The organism is Mycetocola spongiae (assembly GCF_020424085.1).
GTDB lineage: Bacteria > Actinomycetota > Actinomycetes > Actinomycetales > Microbacteriaceae > Mycetocola > Mycetocola spongiae.
Window position 1 is genome coordinate 1,698,503 of sequence record NZ_CP080203.1, and the last position, 18,702, is coordinate 1,717,204.

Below are 18,702 nucleotides of genomic sequence, written 5' to 3' on the forward strand. Positions count from 1 at the left end.
TCCTCCTAATATTGTCCCTCGGGGGTTGCGCCCCGGGCACGGAGCCCCCTCCGGAAGCGGCCCGCGCCCACCTCGACCCGGTCGCCGGGGAGATCGTGATGCCGCTGGACGAATATGCGTTTTATGGCCGCCACGCGGATAAGCACATGTTTGAGGCCGCGGCCCAGGCCGTGATTGCCGAGTGTATGCGGGGGCGGGGACTCACCGCCGCCCCCGTCCAGATAACAGGCGATCCCGGCACCGACCTCGACGATCGCAGGTTTGGGATCTGGGAGGAGACTCGCGCCGCACGCTACGGCTGGGGGTATCCCCCCTCCCCGCTTGATGCCGCGATCACGCGGGCACGCGCCTCCGGCGGACCCGAGTGGGCCGCCGCCTATGACTCCTGCAATGAATCCGATGCCGACGTCGTCGAGGCGATTAATAAAATCACCCCACCCCAGGCGGAATATCTCGGCAGCGTGGCCTCGCGCCTGGAGGGTGAGGCGCTCGCGCACGCACGGCGGGATCCGCGCTGGCGCGAGGCGCGGGTGCCCTGGGCCGACTGCCTAACCGCGGCGGGCCTCACCCCGGAGGAGGGCGAAACCTATACCTCACGGCAGTCCACCGCGCTTCTGGATAATCCCGCGGCCTCCCGCAGTGAGGAGGGAATCCGGCTGGCCTCGATCGAGGCCCGTTGCAATTCCGAGACCGGCCTCACCCAGACCCTGGCCGACCTGGAGGCCGCCCAACAGCGGCCCCTGATCGCGGAAAACGAGGCGGCCCTCACCACCGAAAAAACGCAGAAGCAGAAGCTGCTTAACGCAGCGCGCGAATATCTTGCCACCCATGGCTAGCGGCCCGTCCTACCCGCGGCGCTCGGGCCGCATCACCCATCCCGGTCGGGTCGCCGCCTGGGCCGCGGTGCTCCTCGCGGCACTCTGCGCCGCGTTTCTCACGGGGCGGCTGCTGCACGCACCCGAGCGCACGGCAGTGGAACAGGCCCAGCGGCCGATCCCCGTAACGGTCCGGGCGGAGGAACGGATCGTGGATGCACGCACCGCACTGGCCGGAAGCGTGATCGCCGGCACCACCCAGCAGCTTGGGCTACCGGTCCTTCCCGATCCGGCCATCGTGACCCGCCAGGCGGTGGCGGTCGGGGATACCCTCCGGCCGGGCGCCCTGATCGGGGCCGTTTCGGGGCAGCCCCTCTTTGCCCTGCCCGGCCCCCTTGCCCTCTACCGGGACCTCCGAATCGGGGACCGCGGCGATGATGTAACCTCGCTGCAGCGTGCCCTGCGCGGCATCGGTGCCGAGGTCCGGATCAGCGGAACGGTGGATGAGCGCACCCTGGCCAGCGTCGCGCGGCTCTTCGGCGAGCATGATTTTCCGGCGCCCACCGGCGCGGGGGAGGCCAGCCCCGCTACCCCGGGCGGTATCCGGGCCATAAACCCGGATACCGCACTGATCCCCCGCGCCTCGTTTATTGCACTCACCGTGCCCGAGGCCGCCGTGGTCCAGGCCCTTCCCGTGGGCACTCCTCTCGGTGCCGATAGCCCCCTCGCCACGGTACAAACCAGCCCCAATATCGTCTCGTTCCGGGCCGATGCCGTGCGTTCCGCGGAGCTCACGGTGGGCCAGGAGGTGGAGATTCAGGCGGGTGACAGTCGGCTCGCGGGGGAAATCACCACGATCGGGGAATTTGCCGAGGCCGCGGAGGGCAAAACACCGGGCCGGGATATCGCGGTCACCTCCCCCGACCCGCTCTTTGCCGGGCTGACACCCGGCCTCAGCGTCACCGTGCTCCCGCAGGACCGACACGAGGAATCCCTGGCCGTCCCCACCATTGCCCTGCGCCGGGATGCCGAGGGAAGCTATCTGCTCACGCCCGGGGGCGCTACCGGCAGCGCGGATACCCCGGGGTCGCGGCGCATCCCGGTCACGGTGCGATACTCGGGAAACGGCTGGACCGCCATCTCCGCCGAGAACCTGCGGGCGGGCACCGAGGTGGCACTCCAATGAGCGCCGTCCCCGAGCCCGCGGCGTTGCTGGAGCTCACGGGTGTCACCCGGTATTTTGACGGCGATCCGGACACCGGCATCCATGACGTGAACCTCCGGATTTATCGGGGCGAGTTTATCGCGATCCTCGGTCCCTCCGGGGCCGGCAAAAGCACCCTGCTGAATATTCTGGGGCTCCTGGATATCCCCGATGCGGGGATCTATCGGGTGGACGGCATCCCCGTGGGTTCGCTCCCGGAGCGCGCCCGCGATCGGCTTCGCTCCCGGATATTTGGATTTATGTTTCAGCAGTCCTTTATCCTCGGCGATTCCAGCGCCCTGGATAACGCGGGTCTTGGGCTGCGCACGCAGCATATCCCCCTCGCGCGGCGGCGGGTCCGGGCGCACGAGGCGCTCGCCCGCCTGGGGGTGGATGGGCGCGCCCGGGCCGCCGGAAGAGTGCTCTCCGGCGGCGAACAGCAGCGGGTGGCCCTCGCCCGCGCGATTGCCACGCGCCCCGAGGTCCTTCTCGCGGATGAGCCCACGGGCAATCTTGATCGTGCCAATGGGGCCGCGGTTCTCGCGTATCTGCACGAGCTTAACGCCGCGGGAATGACCGTGATCCTCATCACCCACGACGAAAATATTGCGGCCACCGCCACCCGGCAGATCCGCGTCGAAGACGGCACGGTCCTCGCCGGGGCACCGCCGGGCGCACCGCGCCCGTCCCGCCCGCCGGAGGCCCCCGCCGCCGCGCGGGAGGGGGGCCGGCTTCGCCGCCGGCTCACGGCACTCGCGGATGATCTCGGCGATGCCCTCAACGTGCTCACCACCCGCGCGGGACGCACGCTGTTTTTGCTGCTCGCGTTTACCCTGGGGATCGGCGGGTTGATCACCTCCCTGGGCATCGGCGAGAGCGCCTCGGCGCAGGTCTCCCAGCGGCTCAGCGCGGCGGCTCAGCGCGGCGGCCCTCGACGAGGTGCGGGTCGCCGTTCCGGGCGGGGCCGCGCTCCTGGAACCCGGCGACCCGCGCCTCCCGAACTGGCTGGATTCCGCCGGCTCGCTCCCCCATGTGCGCGCCACCGGTGTGATCTCCCGGGCCGCGGGATCCGCCGCCACGATCACCCGGCTGGCCCCCACCGATCCGCGCCCGGATGCCTCCCTCTCCCTCGTCTCGGCCTCCGCAAGCTATCTTCGGGCGGCCGGGGCCACGTCGATTGGGCCCGATACCCTCTCCCTGCTGGATGATCCCTCGCTCGGGGGCATCGCGATCCTCGGGAGCGCCGCGGCGGAGGCCCTCGAATTGCCGCCGCCCGGGCCCGGGTCCACGCTCTGGATCAACGGCCGCCTGGTGGACGTGGTGGGTGTGCTTGATGCGGGCCCGCGGCAGGGCGATCTGGCCGATGCCGTGATCGTCTCCCCCGATGTTCTCCGCGGCCTCCCGGATCTCGCGATCACGCTGCTGGTGCGTACCGAGCCCGGCTATCCCGCCGCCGTGGCGGAGGCCCTGCCCGCGCGGATGGATCCGGCCAACCCCGGGCAATTTGCCCTCGAGACCGTGGCCGATCTGCGTGACCTGCGCTACGGGGTCGCCACCGATCTGGGCAGCCTGATCGCGCTGATCTCGGCCGTCCTGCTCCTTCTCGCCGCGATCAGCGCGGCCTGCACGATGTATGTTTCGGTGCAGGCGCGCAGCCACGAAATCGCCCTGCGCCGGGCCGTCGGCGCGGGCAGGCGCGCGGTCGCGACGCTATTTTTGGGCGAGGGGGTGCTGATCGGCCTGAGCGGTGGGGCGGTGGGAATCGCCGCGGGGACCGCCGCAACACTCGCGATCTGCGCCGCCCGGGAGTGGACACCGGTGCTCGCGCCCTGGCTTCCGCTCGCGGGCCTCGGGCTGGGTCTTCTCAGCGGCCTTTTCTCCGCCGCGGTCCCGGCCTGGGCCGCGGGCAGGCAACGCCCCGCCGCGACCCTCCGCGCCCGCTAATTCCCGCGGGCGCTAGCGGCGGCGACGCGTCCCGAAGATCCCCTCCACCACACCCGTGAGCAGGCTCTTGGTGGCCTTGGAACCAAGCACCTGTTCCAGGACGTTTGTCTCGGGGGCCTTGCGCGTGGTGCGCGCGGTGCCACTGGTTTTTTTCAGGAGCCGCTCGTATTCGGCATCGGCCTTCTTGCGGGCCGCCTCCTGGGCCTTATCGATCGCGGCCTGCTGCTTGGCATATTCGGCGTCGATCTTGGCCTGCTCCACCGCTGCCTGGGCCTGCTCGGCCTGGGCATGCGCGGCATCCAGCTTGGCACCGAGAATTTCGCGGGCCGATTCGCGATCCACGGCCGTGCCGTATTTGGCCAGGAGCGGCGAGGCGGCCACGGCCGCATCGATCTGCTCCGCGGGGGTCGGATCCATCAGCCCCTGCGGGGCGCGCAGCCGCGTCCAGGCCACGGGCGAGGGCGCACCCTTCTCGTTCATCACGGTCACCACGGCCTCGCCGGTTCCGAGCGACTGCAATACCTCGCCCAGATCATAACCGGATTTGGGATAGGTGGACACCGTGGCCTTAAGCGCCTTGGCATCATCGGGGGTGAATGCGCGCAGCGCGTGTTGCACGCGCGATCCCAGCTGTCCCAATACATCCGAGGGAACGTCCTTGGGGGTTTGGGTGACAAAAAAGATGCCCACGCCCTTGGACCGAATCAGGCGCACGGTCTGGATGATCTGGGCGAGGAAATCCTTCGAGGCGTCCTTAAAGAGCAGGTGGGCCTCGTCAAAGAAGAACACCAGCTTGGGCTTATCCAGGTCCCCCACCTCGGGCAGATCATTAAACAGATCGGCGAGTAGCCACATCAGAAACGTGGAATATAGCGCGGGCTGATCCTGCACCCCGGGCACCTCGAGGAGGCTGATGATGCCGCGGCCATCGGGGGCGATCCGCAAAAACTCGGCGGTATCGATCTCGGGTTCACCAAAGAATTTATCGGCCCCCTGATCGGCAAAGGTAATCAACTCGCGCAGGATCACCCCCACGGTGGCCCCGGAGAGGCCACCCAGGTCCTTCAGCTCGGCCTTGCCCTCATCGCTCGCGAGGAAGGTGAGGACGGCGCGCAGATCGGAGAGGTCCAGGAGGGGCAGTCCCGCGCGATCGGCATAGTGGAAGACCAGGCCCAGGCTGGATTCCTGCGTGGGGTTCAGCCCCAGGACCTTGGCCAGCAGGACCGGGCCGAAGCCCGCGATCGTGGCGCGGATCGGCACACCCTTGCCCACACCGCCGAGCGAAAAATACTCGGTGGGGAAGGACGCGGGGGTCCAGGTTTGACCGATTCCCGCGGTGCGGGCGATGAGCTTATCGTTGCCCACGCCGGGGGTGGCCACCCCCGAGAGGTCACCCTTAATATCGGCGGCGAAGACCGGGACGCCGTGCGCGCTGAGCTGCTCGGTGAGCCCCTGCAGGGTGCGGGTTTTTCCGGTTCCGGTGGCACCCGCGACGAGGCCGTGGCGGTTCATCATCGCGAGCGGGATGCGGATCTGCACGGCGGGATCGGCCTCGCCGTTCATCAGGGCCCCCATTTCCAGGGCGGCACCCTCGATCGCATAGCCGGCCGCGATCACGGCGGCCTGCTCGGCGGTGAGCGGGGCCCCGGGGTGCGAGGCCGGGGTTGCCGCGGCGGGTGCGGCCGGAGCGGCGGGCTCGACAGGAGCGACGGGCTCGGACTCCGCGGTTACGGGCTCGACAGGAGCGACGGGCTCGGCAGCGACGGGCTCGGCCGGCTCGGACTCCGCGGTTGCGGGCTCGGCCGTCACCGGCTCCGCGGCAGCAGCCTCCACGGGGGCAACCTCGGCGGCAGCGGGCTCGGCGGCAGCGGCGGCCTGGGTCGCGGCATTGGCCGCGGCCAGTGCCGCGAGTGCCTCCTGCGCGCGGGCCACCGCGGCGGTGGCCTCCTCCTGGGCGCGCACGGCCTCGGCGGCGAGGGCGGCGGCATCGGTCTCGGCGGGAGTCTTCGCGTTTTTGGTGCTCATGGCACGAGCCTAGCCAGTCCCGCCGCCGCTGTCACGGGTGTTTTTTGATCGACCGCTATGGGCACCCCGGACGGGGGTCGCCGCGCCCCGGGCGCGGATTTTTTAAAACGTAGGTAATTAGATAATCTCCTTGCCAGGGGCGGAAAACCAGCACGCCCACCCGAGCACAAGGACGTCTCATGCGCCTCCCCTTCTCGCGCTCACGCGCGGCCGCCCCCGAGGCCGCCGTCGAGAACCCCACTCCCGCCGAGATCACCCGAAGGCGCGCCCGCAGGGCCGCGCCGTATGCCGCCGTGGGTATCGCCGCGCTGCTCATGGGTTCGGGGATGGGCGGGAGTTCGGCGCAGGGCACAATCGGGACCCTGGACCGCGAAAAAACCTCGCTCACCGAAACGGTTGAAGATCTCGAAACGCGGCTTCAGGCCGCCGAGCAGAAGCTGGAGGAGGAGCGCGCCCGCAGCATCGCGCTCCGGCAAGAATTCGAGGGTGCCGCCGAGGCCGTGGCGGCCGAGACCGCCGCCCAGGTCTCCTCCCAGACGGCCCGCATCGCCGAGCTCGAGGCCGAGTCCGCCCAGCGCGCGAGCCGCGTCGCCGAATTGGAATCCACGCGCATCGCCGCCGCGGTTCCCGCGGCCCCGGCGGCACCGGCAGCGCCGGCAGCACCCCGCTCCAACACCACGGTATTTAAGAACTGCACGGCCGCCCGGGCGGCCGGGGCCGCCCCCGTTTATCGCGGAGATCCGGGCTATGGTTCGCACCTGGACCGCGACGGCGACGGCGTGGGCTGCGAATAGTTATCCGCGCGAGCGGGGCCACAGGCGGACCCAGAGCACCCAGACCAGCAGCGCGATCGTGGCCCCCAGCAGCGCCCCGGCGATCGTATCGCTGAGCCAGTGCGCCCCCAGAATCGTGCGCGAGAGCGCCATCGCGACCACATAGATCGCGCCCACCCAGGCAATCCAGGCACGCCCAAAAATCAGCGCCAGCGCCACCACGATGGTCGCGGCATTGGCCGTATGCCCCGAGGGAAACGAGCCATAATCGGCGTGCACCAGGATCTCCTCGGGCCGCGCGCGACCCACCAGGTGTTTCAGCGCCTGCACGCCCAGCGCGCTGAGGATCGAGGCAACCAAAAAATAGACCCCGGCCCGCGCGCCGCGCCGCCACCAGAGCAGCGCGGTCATAAGCACCGGCAGCAGATAGGTCCCCACCAGGCCGCCGCCCAGCCAGTTCAAAAACAGCGCTGCCTGCACCGCGATCCCGCCCTCGCTCAGCGGCAGCATCGCGGCCATCCAGGCCCGGTCCGGGCCCGCGGTGGCCCCGGCGAGGATCGCGCCGGCCAGAATCGCCGTGGCCGCGACCCCCGCAAGAATGGGGATCCACGCGTCCGCGCTATGCCGCCCTGCGGGTAGTGCCTGAGTCATCGGGAGAGCCGTTCCGCCCGCGGAGGGGTCCCCGGGCTTTCCTCGAAGACTATCGGGTTGCCCCGCTAATCAACGAGCGCGGGCACCGTGCGGGGCCGCACGATCAGCCACAGCGATGCGATCGAGATCGCGGCGGTTCCCGCCATCACGAGCCCCATCGCGCGGGCATCGCCGCCCAGCACACCCACCGCGGGAGACAGCAGACCGGCCATACCAAAATTCACCGCGCCCAGGAGCGAGGCGGCGGTACCGGCCGCGGCGCCGTGTCCGGCGAGCGCGATCACCTGCACCGCGGGGAAGCCAAATCCGCAGCCCATGATAAACAGGAACAGCGGCACCAGGATGCCAAAGAGCCCCGAGCCATTGCTGCCCAGGATCACGATGCTCACGGCCGCGCAGAACTGCAGGATCGTGGAGAACGCGAGGATCCACTGCGGGCCAAATTTCCGCATCAGGCGCGAGGAGGTCTGCACGCCGATCACCACGCCCACCGAGTTCGCGGCAAAGAGCAACCCGTATTCGCGCGGGCTAAGCCCAAATACGGTTTGAAAGAGGAACGGCGAGGCCGAGAGATAGGCAAAAAGACCCGAGAAGCTCATCGCACCGATCAGGGCAACACCCACAAAGATGCGGTCGCTGAGCACCGAGCGATAGCCGGCCACGGTCCCGGCGAAGCCGGCCGAGCGGCGCAGGTGCGGCGGCAGGGTTTCCACAATCCAGAACGTCACCGCCAGGCCCACGGCCACGCCGTAAATCGCCAGCACCACAAATAGCCCGCGCCAGTCCATGAAGGACAGCAGCGCACCGCCGAGCATCGGCGCGATGATCGGCGCCATGCCGTTCACCAGCGCGAGGCGCGAGAGCATCAGCACGAGGGGGCGACCGCCAAAGAGGTCGCGCACCATCGCCATGGCCACCACGGCACCGGCCGCGGCGCCGGCGCCCTGGAGCACGCGGAAGACACCGAGGATCATGACATCGGGGGCAAATACGGCCCCGCAGGATGCCAGCACGTGCACGCCCGTGGCGATCAGCAGCGGCAGGCGGCGGCCCACCTTATCGCTCCACGGCCCCATCACCAGCTGTCCGAGGGCAAAGCCCACCGTGGTCCCCGTCAGCGTGAGCTGGATCGCGGTGGAACTGACCGCGAAGTCCTCCTGGAGGCGCGGGAACGCCGGGAGGTACAGGTCGATGGTGAACGGGCCCAGCGCGGTGAGCGCGCCCAGGATCAGGACATAAACGAGTCGCTGGCGGCGCGTTAGTGCGTCGCCAGGGTGCAGAGCGGTGGTCACGGAAGCCTTTGCTGTCTGGGATGAACGAAGATCGAATCGATTCGATTGATCGTTAAACCCTATCGTGCGCGCGGCGCAGCCCCAAGCCCCCGGGGGTCAAAATCCCGGATCCACCAGAAAAAACTGAAAACGGACGCTATTTAGCCCCCGCGGTTGCAACCCGCGCAATCTCGGAGGGCTCCCCGATTCGCGCGGGGTCGGCGATCACCCGATCCACCACGAGCTCGGCCGCGCCAATCAGGAGCAGATCCTCCCCCAGCTCGGAGCGCGTGATCTGCACCCCCTCCTCGGCCGGACCCAGCGCATAGCGCGCCACCGTCTCGGCCAGCAGCTCGGGCTCGATGGCGGCGAGGACCCCGAGGAATCCCCCCAGCACCACGCGCGAGGGATTGGCGATATTAATCATGCCGCCGAGTGCCCGGCCCAGCACGCGGGCCTGCTCCGCCGTGACGACCCGATCCGATTCGGCGAGCGCACGCTCCAGCGCGGCATCATCGGGCACGGGATCCCCCGGGCCAAAGGCCACCGCAACCAGGGCGTCGCGGCTCACGGCATCCTCGAGCGGCACGCCACCCTCGGTGCCAAACGTATGCCCAAATTCGCCCGCATATCCCCCGGCCCCGCGGATGGGTCGGCCACCCAATACCAGGCCGCCACCGATTCCACTCGCCCCACCGTTGAGGTAGATCAGGTCGTCGATCCCGCGGCCCGCGCCAAAATGCCGCTCGGCACGCGCGCCCAGGCTGGCATCGTTATCCACATAGACCGGATAGCCGGTGGCCTGCGCGAGCATCTCGGCGAGGGGCTCATCCACCCAGCCCAGGCGGGGGGCCAGGCGCACCACGCCATCCTCGGCGCGGACCAGCGCGGGGACGGCCACCCCGACCCCGGCGATCTGAGTACCCCGGGGCAGCCCGGCCACGAGGTCCACGATCAGCCCGGCCGCGGCAGCCACGCTCTCGGCCGCGCTCGGCGGGGAGGGGAAGCGGTGGCGCATCCGCGAGTGCACGCTGCCCCCGAGGAGCACGGCGCCGACGGTGACAGCATCAAATTCGGGGTTCACGGCGAGGATCATGGTGCGCTCGCTGGGCGAGACCACGGGAGAGGGCCGCCCCACCACCCCCTCGGTGGAGGCAAAGGACTCGGTGACCAGCCCGCGCTCGGCCAGCTCGGTGACCAGCGCGGCGATGGTGGAGCGGTTCAGCCCCGTGCTGCGGGTCAGCGCCGAGCGCGAGAGCGAGCGCCCGCGGTGCACCAGGTCCACGATCCGGCCGAGGTTATGTCGCCGGACCGCGTCGAGATTACTGCCATTCGGCTTCATCAAAACTCCCTCTACGTTCTTCGAATCCTAATCCAATTTTTTATTTTGGTGGCATAAACAACATTCTCGTTCTAATATGTCTATCAGCACAACAAATACCTTTCGACTCTAAGGATGTTCCCCATGGCAATGAAGCCCACCAAGGCCGATAAGTTCTCATTTGGTCTCTGGACCATCGGCTATAACGGAGCCGACCCGTTTGGCGGCCCGACCCGCCCCGACCTCGACGTGGTTGAGGCCGTGGAGCGCCTGAACGACCTGGGCGCCTATGGCCTCACGTTCCACGATGACGACCTCTTTGCCTTTGGGGCCACCGAGGCCGAGCGCCAGAACCAGATCGACCGCCTGAAGCAGGCCCTCGCCGATACCGGCGTTGTGGTTCCGATGGTCACCACCAACCTGTTCTCCGCCCCGGTCTTTAAGGACGGCGGCTTCACCTCCAACGACCGCGAGGTGCGCCGCTTCGCGATGCGCAAGGTCATCCGCAACCTGGACCTCGCCGCCGAGCTCGGCGCCAAGACCTTTGTAATGTGGGGTGGCCGCGAGGGAAGCGAATACGATTCCGCCAAGAACGTCGGTGCCGCCCTCGAGCGCTACCGCGAGGCCGTGAACATGCTCGGCGATTATGTCACCGATAAGGGTTATGACATTCGCTTCGCGATCGAGCCCAAGCCCAATGAGCCCCGCGGCGATATCCTGCTGCCCACGCTTGGACACGCACTGGCCTTCATCAACACCCTGGACCGCCCCGAGCTGGTCGGAGTGAACCCCGAGGTGGGCCACGAGCAGATGGCCGGGCTGAACTTCACCGCCGGCATCGCCCAGGCCATCGAGCACGGCAAGCTGTACCACATCGACCTCAACGGACAGCGCGGCATCAAATACGATCAGGACCTCGTATTTGGTCACGGCGACGTGCAGAACGCCTTCTCGCTTGTGGACCTGCTGGAAAACGGCGGCCTCAACGGCGGCCCCTCCTATGACGGCCCGCGCCACTTCGACTATAAGCCGAGCCGCACCGAGGACATCACCGGTGTCTGGGACTCCGCGGCCGCCAATATGGCCAACTACCTCATGTTTAAGGAGCGCGCCGCGGCCTTCCGCGCCGACCCCGAGGTCCAGGAGGCACTCGAGGCGGCCCGTGTTAACGAGCTCTCGACCCCGACCCTGAACCCGGGCGAGACCTATGACGACCTGATCGCCGACCGCAGTGCCTATGAGGACTTCGCGCCGGAGAGCTATTTTGGCGGCAAGGGCTACGGCTTTGTGCGCCTGCAGCAGCTCGCGATTGAGCACCTGCTCGGCGCGCGCGGCTAATACCCTCGTCACGTGTTTCGGCGGCGGTGACCGGTTCGATAGACTTTCGAACCAGTCACCGCCGCAGTCTTTCTCTCCCCCTCCCCCGCCGAACCCCGCTTGCCAAAGGAACGCCATGCCCCTCGTCGCCGGAATCGATTCGTCCACGCAGAGCTGCAAAATTATTATTCGTGACGCCGCCACCGGCGCCCCGATTCGCCAGGGCCGCGCGGGCCATCCCGCGGGCACCGAGGTGGATCCCGAGGCCTGGTGGGAGGCCCTCGGCGAGGCCGTGCGCGATGCCGGCGGCCTGCGCGATGTGGCCGCGATCTCCGTGGCCGGCCAGCAACACGGAATGGTGCTGCTGGACTCCGCGGGCCGCGTGATCCGTGATGCCCTGCTCTGGAACGATACCCGCAGCGCCCCCGCCGCCGCGGATCTGGTGGCCGAGATCGGCGCCGAGGACTATGCCCGCCGCGCCGGGGTGGTCCCCGTGGCCTCGTTCACCGCGACCAAGCTGCGCTGGGTTCGCGATAACGAGCCTCGGCATGTTCCGAAGATCGCCGCCGTGGCGCTGCCGCATGACTGGCTGACCTGGCGACTGCGCGGCTATGGCCCCGCCGGTTCCTCCCCGCTCGGACCCGATCTGGAGCAGCTGCGCACCGATCCCTCCGATGCCTCGGGCACCGCCTATTGGTCCCCCGGCAGCGGGGAATACGACCTGGACCTCTTTTATACCGCCCTCGGCCGGGGTGCGCGCGAGGCCGGCGGCGCGGGCGAGGGAATTGTGCTTCCCGCCGTGGTCCCCGCCGGGGGCCGCGCGGGCGAGGGCATCGACGAGCGCCTGATCGGCGGCGAGATCGGCCAGGAGCCGAGCGGCATCGCCCCGGGTGTGATCGTGGCCGGCGGCGCGGGTGATAACGCCGGTGCCGCGCTGGGCCTGGGCGCCACCGGCGGCGATGTGGTGGTCTCGATCGGCACCAGCGGAACCGTTTTTGCCGTGACCGAATCCCAGCCGAGCGATCCCAGCGGCACCGTCGCGGGCTTCGCCTCGGCCTCGGGCGAGTTTCTGCCGCTGATCGCCACGCTGAATGCCGCGCGCATCCTGGACTCGATTGCCGGGCTGCTGGGCGTGGATCATCACGAGCTGGGCGAACTGGCCCTGACTGCGGAGCCCGCGGCGCGCGGCCTCGTATTGCAGCCCTATTTTGAGGGCGAGCGCACCCCCAATCTCCCGGAGGCCACCGCGACGCTCTTTGGCATGACGCTGGAATCCACGACCCGCGCCGGGCTGGCCCGCGCCGCCATCGAGGGGCTGCTCTGTGGCCTCGCCGATGGCCTGGACGCCGTGCGGGCGCAGGGGGTCCAGGCGGAGCGCATCCTGATCGTGGGAGGCGCCGCGCAGAATCCGGCCGTGCAGGCCATCGCGGCCCAGGTATTTAACGTTCCCGTGCAGATCCCCACCCCGGGCGAATACGTGGCCGATGGCGCGGCGATTCAGGCGGCCTGGGCCCTGGGCGGCACCCGGCCCGATTGGCAGCCGCAGATCGACGCGACCCCGACCCCGGACTTCCGGCCCGAGATCCGCGCCAATTACGCGGCGCGCGCCGCGGTCTAGGTCGCGAGGGGGGGGAGGCGGAACTCCCTCCCCGAACGGCCGGTATTCATCAGCCCCGGGGAGAGGAGTCTTCCCGTCTCACAGGCCGAGTATTGTGGTCTAAAAATACACGCACACATCGCTCTTTGCTGTCGGTAGTCCGACGTACGCTAAGGGCATGAAAATGCTTCTACTCTCGCGGTTCATCGGCGCTATTCCCGGGTTTTTAGATACACGCGGCCTCGATTCCCGGGCGGCCACGCGCATCGCCTATATCGATGATGCGTCCAAGCCCCTGGGCAACGCTCCGTTTATTAAACGCGAACGCCTCCAATTGCACGAGCTGGGCTACTCCCTCGTTCCGCTCACCGTTGGCGATGGCACCGCAACCGAACTCGCCTCCGCTCTTGATCGGGTTGACGCGATCTACGTTGCCGGCGGCATGGCGGACTACCTCATGGCAACCTTGCGACGGGTCGGTGCCGATACCGTCCTGATCGAACGGGTCAGGGCGGGGCTGCCCTATATGGGAGCCAGTGCCGGGGCAATGATCGCCGGAAAAAGCATTAAGCCGGCAATTGCACTCGACGGGCATACAGCCGGAGTCTCCCTAGAGGACCTCACCGGGCTTGGTCTCATCGACGCGGTGATTTTGCCCCACGCCGACGGGCAGCTGCCACCCTACCCTCCCGAAAAAATCGCCGCGGTGGCTCGTAAATTCGAGAATACGCACGGCCTAACGCTCCTGCCAGATAACGCAGCCCTGCTCGTCGAGAACGGAAAAATACTCCGCGTTGAGTCCCCTGAAAACACGTCGGCACCCCGCTAAACATGAACGCTCGTACCAGATCGTAGTTAGAGGCTACCGGCCACGTTTCGTCGATATTTGGGAAGTGGCGATACGCCCAACTATTTGCGGTCATGCCCCGCGCCGCGATCGAGGCGCGCCTGCCGGGGCACCGGCTATGCAGAACCTCCCGCCGGGGGCCCGGGGCCCCCGGCGGGAGGTTCTGCGTTAGGCGCGGCGGCGGCGAACCAGGCCCAGGGCGGCGGCCCCCACCCCGATGAGCGCGAGCGCGGCCAGCCCCCAGGGGGAGAATCCCTCCGCCCCCGTCTGGGCGAGCGGATCGGTGGGGCCCGGGGTCAGCCCCGGGGTACCGCCCGGATTCGGGGAGGCGGTTTCGCCGGGCGGAGTCGAGGGTTCCCCCGGCACGGTGATCAGGGCCGGCTCGGAGTTGATGGTGCCCAGGCAATTGCTAAATACCGCCCGATACTCGCGGGTTTCCTCGGGCGAGATAAGCAGCGTGGGGCCGTGGGCATCGGGCACGGTGGCCCAGGAGGCGCCGGGCGCGCGCTGTTCCCACGCGATGGTCGGGGCGTCATCACCCGTGGCCTCCGCGCTCAGCGTGATCTCCTGCCCGGGTTCCGTCGCGGTGGCCGAGGCGGGGTGGGTCAGGATTTGCGGGGCGCTCCCATAGGTGAACCCGGCGGGCTGAATGCTCTCCCGGATGAGCCCAAAATAGCTATAGGACACGGTCACATCCACGGGGCCACACGCATGCGCGGGCGTGGTGGCCGTCCAGCGGGGGCCCTCCTGGCTCGGCCCGGTGGCCGCCTCTCCCCCGAGATCCACCGCGATAATCCGCGTCTCGTCCCAGAGGACGCGCACCGGAAGCCGCGACGTGGTGGTTTCCCCGTTTCCCAGCTCCCCGGATCCATTACGTCCCCAGGCATAGAGCGAACCATCCTCCGCAAGCGCAAGCGCAAGCACGTGATAATAATTGGCGCTCAGCGAGGTCAATACCACGCCCTCGGGCACGGATACGGGCACCGGGGTCGAGGAGCCCCGCACGGATCCGTTCCCCAGCTGGCCATATACATTGGTGCCCCAGCCGAAGACGGTTCCGGCGGCATCAAGGGCAATCACGTATTCGGAACCGGCTTGAATTACGGTCATTCCGGAGTCGGCCGGCGCGCTCACCCGGGTGGGGACCTCCGCGCGGTTATTGGTGCCATTGCCCAGCTGGCCCGAGTTATTTTGACCCCAGGAATAGGTGATGCCATTGGCCCCCTGGGCGATGGCAAACGCGTTGCCCGCATCGATCCGCGTAAACGTGGTGTCCTCAGGCAGGACCACCGCGACCGGAAGCGCGGAGTCCAGCAGGTTTCCGCTGCCCAGCTGCCCGTTTTGATTCTGGCCCCAGGAATAGGCGAGCCGATCCGAGCCCAGCGCGATGGTGAAGTTTCGGCCCGCCGTCACCGCGCTATACCGAATATCGCCGGGGGTCTGGGCCGCGACGGGAAGCGAGGATCCCTCGGTATTGCCCGTCCCGAGCTGGCCGTAGAGATTGGATCCCCAGGAATAGACGTTGCCATCGGAGCCCAGGGCCACCGAGTTCACCACGGTGGCATGCACGGACGTCAGGGTGATTCCCTCCGGGGCCCTCACCCGCTGCGGGGTGCGCACGGTTTCAGTGTTCCCCACGCCCAGCTGCCCGGCGCTATTATCCCCCCAGGCATAGAGATTGCCATCGGAGCCGGTGGCTATCGAGTGCATGGAACCGGTGGCCACGGAGGTGATTATGACGCCCTCGGGGAAATTCACCCGCACGGGTTCCACGGAGTCCTCCGTGGAACCGTTTCCGAGCTGCCCATAGATATTTGAGCCCCAGGTATAGAGCTCACCATCGGCGGTGAGGGCCACGGAGGTGCCCAGGTTACCGCCGGTCTGCACCACCCGGTGCGAGGTGGGCAAAAGATCGCTGATCGCGGTGCCCCCGGCCGTGGGCCCGCTATCGGGAGCCACCGCGGCCAGCGCGGGCAGCGGCCCGGAAAACACGCCGAAGATGGCCGCCAGAATAATACTCCCCAGGGAGAGCAGCGGGCCGCGGCGGCCGCTCCCGCGCCGGGAGACTTCCCTCGTTGGATAAACCATACGGGGACTGTAACAGCTTTAAGCGCGGATCAGATAGCAAAATTTTTGATTATTTCGGGGCGGCGCCCCTCCCGGTCGCCCTCCCGCGGGAGGGCGACCGGGTGCGGGTTAGCGGGCCAGGCGCGCGTTCATCCGTTCGAGGCCGCGCTCCACATCGGCGAGCAGATCGGCCACGTCCTCCACTCCCACCGAGAGGCGCACCACGTTATCGGGCACGGCCAGCTCGGTGCCGGCCACCGAGGCGTGGGTCATCAGCGCGGGATAGTTCATGAGCGATTCCACGCCGCCAAGCGACTCGGCAAGCTGGAAAAGCTCGGTGCTCTCGGCAAAGGCAATCGCCGCCTCGGCCCCGCCGTGCAGCGCCACCGAGAGCATGCCGCCAAAGCCGCTCATCTGCGCCTTGGCCAGCTCATGTCCCGGGTGCGATTCCAGCCCCGGATAGTACACGCGCTCCACCTCGGGGCGGGTCTCCAGGAACTCAGCGATGGCCTGCGCGTTAATCGAGTGCTGACGCATGCGCAGCGGCAGCGTCTTAATGCCGCGCGAGGTGAGCCAGGCCTCAAGCGGCGCGGAGATCGCGCCCACGGCAAACTGCTGGAACTTCACGGCCTCGGCGAGCGCGTCATCGTTGAGGACAATCGCCCCGCCGATCACATCGGAGTGGCCGCCGATATATTTGGTCGTGGAATAGGCCACCACATCGGCGCCCAGCGCGAGCGGCTGCTGCAGAGCCGGGGTGGCAAACGTATTATCCACCAGCACCAGCACGTTGCGCTCGTGGGCCACCGCGGCCAGTGCCGCAATATCGGTGATCGCCATGAGCGGGTTGGACGGGGTCTCGATCCAGAGGATCCTGGTATTCGGGGTGATCGCGGCGGCCACGGCCGCGGCATCGCCCAGGTCGACCACCGAGTGGGTGATGCCCCAGGGGGCGAAGATCTTGGAGATCAGGCGGTAGCTGCCGCCGTAGACGTCGTTTCCGATCACCACGTGATCGCCCGGGCGCAGCACGGCGCGCAGGAAGCCGTCCTCCGCCGCGAGGCCCGAGGAGAACGTGATGGCGTGCCTTGCGCCGTCCAGCGCGGCCATCTGGGTCTCCAGGGCTGTGCGCGTGGGGTTACCGGAACGGCCGTATTCATAACCGCCGCGGAGTTTCCCCATGCTCTCCTGCACAAAGGTGCTGGTGAGGTACAGGGGCGGGATCACGGCGCCGGTGGTGGGATCAAAATCCTGGCCGGCGTGGATGGCGCGGGTGGCGAAGCCCTCGGAGTGGGTCATGATGATGTCCTAACGGTCGTTGTTCAGGGCGCCGAGCAGCGCGGCGGGGGTCAGCAGGGAGACGGGCTTGCCGTCGGTGAGAATCAGCAGGGGCGATCCGGCGGCGAGTGCGTCCCGGGCCTCCTCCGGGGTGGCCCCCGAGCCGATCGTGCCCAGGCGCTCCCCGATCCCGCGGCCCACCGCGGTCTCGGCGGTGACCTCGCCGCTCAGCAGCGCGGCCAGCAGGGCGCTCTCGCTCACGGCCCCCCAGACCTCGCCCAGCACGGGGGCGCCCGTGGAGGTGATCACGGGAAGCGCGGGCACGCGCAGCTCGCGCAGCCGGGCGATGGCCTGGGCCACGCTCTCCTCGGGGTGCACGCGGGGCAGGCTCGCGCCGTCTCCGGGCAGAATAGCGGCGAGGGTGGGGCCCGCGGCGGGCGCGGAATAGCCGTGGTTGTGCATCCAGCCCTCGTTAAAGACCTTATTCAGATAGCCGCGGCCGGAATCGGGAAGCAGGATCACCATGACATCCTCGGGGCCCAGATCGCGGGCCACGCGCAGGCCGGCCGCGACGGCCATTCCGCTGGAACCGCCCACGAGCAGCCCCTCCTCGCGGGCGAGGCGGCGGGTCATCTCGAAGGATTCGGGATCGTCCACGGCCACCACATCGTGCACCATATCGGCGTGATACGTGCCGGGCCACATGTCCTCACCCACGCCCTCCACCAGATAGGGGCGGCCGCTGCCACCCGAGTAGATCGAGCCGAGCGGATCGGCGGCGATGATGCGTACGGCGTCCCCGGAGACCTCGCGCAGATAGCGCGCGGTGCCGGAGATCGTGCCGCCGGTGCCCGCGCCGGCCACAAAATGGGTGACCCGGCCCTCGGTATCGCGCCAGATTTCCGGGCCCGTGGAGCCGTAGTGGCTCAGGGGGCCGTTTTCGTTAAAGAACTGATTGGGCTTAAATGCGCCGGGGATCTCGGCGACGAGGCGATCGGAGACCGAATAATAGGACTCGGGGGAATCCGGGGAGACGGAGGTGGGGGTCACCACGACCTCGGCGCCATAGGCGCGCAGCACATCGCGCTTTTCCTCGCCCACCTTATCCGGGGTGACAAAAATGCAGCGATAGCCGCGCTGCTGGGCCACGAGGGCCAGGCCCACACCGGTATTGCCGCTTGTGGGCTCCACGATGGTGCCGCCCGGGGCGAGCTCCCCGGATTTTTCGGCCTCATCGATCATGCGCACCGCGATGCGGTCCTTCACCGAGCCGCCCGGGTTGAGGTATTCCACCTTCACCAGCACGGTGGCCGAGATGCCCTCGGTCACGCGGTTGAGCTTCACCAGCGGGGTATTACCGATCAGATCAATGACCGACTCTGCGTACTTCATGTTGCGTTCCTCCGCTCGGGCCCGCACCGGCGCAGCCACACGTATGGGCGGTGGTGACCGCCCGGTTCAACTGTACTCGGCGACCGCGCCGTGTTACGGAGGGGGTCGGGTGGCTGGGAAACCCCTGCACGGTCGTGAGTTGAAGCGACAACCTAATTCGGTTTGGTTATGCTTCCGACAGGACATCCGTTCGTTTCCCA

Annotated in this window: 15 protein-coding genes; 8 read left to right on the top strand and 7 right to left on the bottom strand. The window is 68.3% G+C overall.

Going from position 1 to position 18,702, the window contains the following annotated elements:
• The first annotated feature begins 98 nt into the window (after nucleotides 1-98).
• From KXZ72_RS07620 to KXZ72_RS14745, 4 genes are all read left to right on the top strand, one after another.
• Nucleotides 99-836 carry a hypothetical protein gene (locus KXZ72_RS07620; RefSeq protein WP_226079861.1) on the top strand — a complete coding sequence of 246 codons (738 nt, stop codon included), beginning with the start codon at nucleotides 99-101 and terminating at the stop codon, nucleotides 834-836.
• Nucleotides 829-2,001 carry an efflux RND transporter periplasmic adaptor subunit gene (locus KXZ72_RS07625; protein ID WP_226079862.1) on the top strand — a complete coding sequence of 391 codons (1,173 nt, stop codon included), beginning with the start codon at nucleotides 829-831 and terminating at the stop codon, nucleotides 1,999-2,001. The genes KXZ72_RS07620 and KXZ72_RS07625 overlap by 8 nt, the downstream gene beginning before the upstream one ends.
• Nucleotides 1,998-3,227 carry an ABC transporter ATP-binding protein gene (locus KXZ72_RS07630; RefSeq protein WP_226079863.1) on the top strand — a complete coding sequence of 410 codons (1,230 nt, stop codon included), beginning with the start codon at nucleotides 1,998-2,000 and terminating at the stop codon, nucleotides 3,225-3,227. Before KXZ72_RS07625 ends, KXZ72_RS07630 begins: the two co-directional genes overlap by 4 nt.
• A 421-nt stretch (nucleotides 3,228-3,648) precedes the next feature.
• Complete coding sequence (locus KXZ72_RS14745; protein WP_318999893.1) at nucleotides 3,649-3,963, top strand: ABC transporter permease; 315 nt, start codon at nucleotides 3,649-3,651, stop codon at nucleotides 3,961-3,963.
• Nucleotides 3,964-3,975: 12 nt separating this feature from the next.
• Here KXZ72_RS14745 and KXZ72_RS07635 read toward each other — a convergent pair whose 3' ends face one another.
• Complete coding sequence (locus tag KXZ72_RS07635) at nucleotides 3,976-5,988, bottom strand: helicase HerA-like domain-containing protein (RefSeq protein ID WP_226079865.1); 2,013 nt, start codon at nucleotides 5,986-5,988, stop codon at nucleotides 3,976-3,978.
• Nucleotides 5,989-6,167: 179 nt separating this feature from the next.
• On the opposite strand from KXZ72_RS07635, the gene KXZ72_RS07640 reads away from it, so the two are divergent.
• Nucleotides 6,168-6,782: an excalibur calcium-binding domain-containing protein gene (locus KXZ72_RS07640; protein WP_226079867.1), complete on the top strand. Its 615-nt coding sequence runs from the start codon at nucleotides 6,168-6,170 to the stop codon at nucleotides 6,780-6,782.
• On the opposite strand, the gene KXZ72_RS07645 is transcribed toward KXZ72_RS07640, so the two are convergent.
• The 3 genes from KXZ72_RS07645 to KXZ72_RS07655 all read right to left on the bottom strand — a co-directional run bounded on the left by KXZ72_RS07645 (nucleotide 6,783) and on the right by KXZ72_RS07655 (nucleotide 10,025).
• Nucleotides 6,783-7,412, bottom strand: a complete 630-nt coding sequence (locus KXZ72_RS07645; RefSeq protein WP_226079869.1) for a phosphatase PAP2 family protein — start codon at nucleotides 7,410-7,412, stop codon at nucleotides 6,783-6,785.
• A gap of 65 nt (nucleotides 7,413-7,477) precedes the next feature.
• The gene (locus KXZ72_RS07650; protein ID WP_264159329.1) at nucleotides 7,478-8,704 is read right to left on the bottom strand and encodes a multidrug effflux MFS transporter; all 1,227 of its coding nucleotides are present in this window, start codon (nucleotides 8,702-8,704) and stop codon (nucleotides 7,478-7,480) included.
• 136 nt (nucleotides 8,705-8,840) lie between these two features.
• Nucleotides 8,841-10,025, bottom strand: coding sequence for an ROK family protein (locus KXZ72_RS07655; protein ID WP_226079871.1), 1,185 nt, complete (start codon nucleotides 10,023-10,025; stop codon nucleotides 8,841-8,843).
• A 123-nt stretch (nucleotides 10,026-10,148) separates the two neighbouring features.
• On the opposite strand from KXZ72_RS07655, the gene xylA reads away from it, so the two are divergent.
• From xylA to KXZ72_RS07670, 3 genes are all read left to right on the top strand, one after another.
• Nucleotides 10,149-11,342, top strand: coding sequence for a xylose isomerase (gene xylA, locus KXZ72_RS07660; RefSeq protein ID WP_226079877.1), 1,194 nt, complete (start codon nucleotides 10,149-10,151; stop codon nucleotides 11,340-11,342).
• A gap of 115 nt (nucleotides 11,343-11,457) precedes the next feature.
• Nucleotides 11,458-12,939: a xylulokinase gene (gene xylB / locus KXZ72_RS07665; protein WP_226079878.1), complete on the top strand. Its 1,482-nt coding sequence runs from the start codon at nucleotides 11,458-11,460 to the stop codon at nucleotides 12,937-12,939.
• Between the two features lie 157 nt (nucleotides 12,940-13,096).
• The gene (locus KXZ72_RS07670; RefSeq protein WP_226079887.1) at nucleotides 13,097-13,747 is read left to right on the top strand and encodes a Type 1 glutamine amidotransferase-like domain-containing protein; all 651 of its coding nucleotides are present in this window, start codon (nucleotides 13,097-13,099) and stop codon (nucleotides 13,745-13,747) included.
• A gap of 186 nt (nucleotides 13,748-13,933) precedes the next feature.
• Here KXZ72_RS07670 and KXZ72_RS07675 read toward each other — a convergent pair whose 3' ends face one another.
• The 3 genes from KXZ72_RS07675 to KXZ72_RS07685 all read right to left on the bottom strand — a co-directional run bounded on the left by KXZ72_RS07675 (nucleotide 13,934) and on the right by KXZ72_RS07685 (nucleotide 18,502).
• Nucleotides 13,934-15,853 carry an RCC1 domain-containing protein gene (locus tag KXZ72_RS07675; protein WP_226079889.1) on the bottom strand — a complete coding sequence of 640 codons (1,920 nt, stop codon included), beginning with the start codon at nucleotides 15,851-15,853 and terminating at the stop codon, nucleotides 13,934-13,936.
• A 108-nt stretch (nucleotides 15,854-15,961) separates the two neighbouring features.
• Nucleotides 15,962-17,131, bottom strand: coding sequence for a cystathionine gamma-synthase (locus tag KXZ72_RS07680; protein WP_226079891.1), 1,170 nt, complete (start codon nucleotides 17,129-17,131; stop codon nucleotides 15,962-15,964).
• Between the two features lie 9 nt (nucleotides 17,132-17,140).
• Nucleotides 17,141-18,502: a cystathionine beta-synthase gene (locus KXZ72_RS07685; RefSeq protein ID WP_226079899.1), complete on the bottom strand. Its 1,362-nt coding sequence runs from the start codon at nucleotides 18,500-18,502 to the stop codon at nucleotides 17,141-17,143.
• Nucleotides 18,503-18,702: the final 200 nt, after the last annotated feature.